This window comes from Bradyrhizobium sp. Kon58 (assembly GCF_055807455.1).
This window is the reverse complement of sequence record NZ_JBVVOT010000227.1, coordinates 1-357: the sequence shown is the minus strand read 5'-3', so window position 1 is coordinate 357 and position 357 is coordinate 1. Positions and strand designations below refer to the sequence as shown.

The 357-nt window shown below is 62.7% G+C and carries 1 pseudogene; it reads left to right on the top strand.

What is annotated here, in order from left to right:
- Nucleotides 1-357 (top strand): annotated as a pseudogene (locus AC0L20_RS40235) (glutamine-hydrolyzing GMP synthase); the annotation flags it as partial.

Here is a 357-nt window from a genome sequence, read left to right as displayed (position 1 = left end):
GTGTGAAGCGCTGTGGACCCCGTCCAAAATCGCTGAAGACGCCATCGCTCAAGTGCGTGCCCAAGTCGGCACCGATAACGTCCTGCTCGGCCTGTCCGGCGGCGTTGACTCCTCGGTGGTTGCTGCCCTGCTGCACAAGGCTATCGGCGACCAACTGACCTGCGTCTTCGTCGACAACGGCCTGCTGCGCGTGCTCGAAGGTGAGCAAGTGATGGCCATGTTCGCCGAGAACATGGGCGTCAAGGTGATCCGCGCCAACGCCGAGGAGCAGTTCCCCAACACCCTGGCCGGCGAGTCCGACCCGGAGACCAACCGCAAGAATATCGCCCGCACCTACAACGAACACGTCGATGAAGG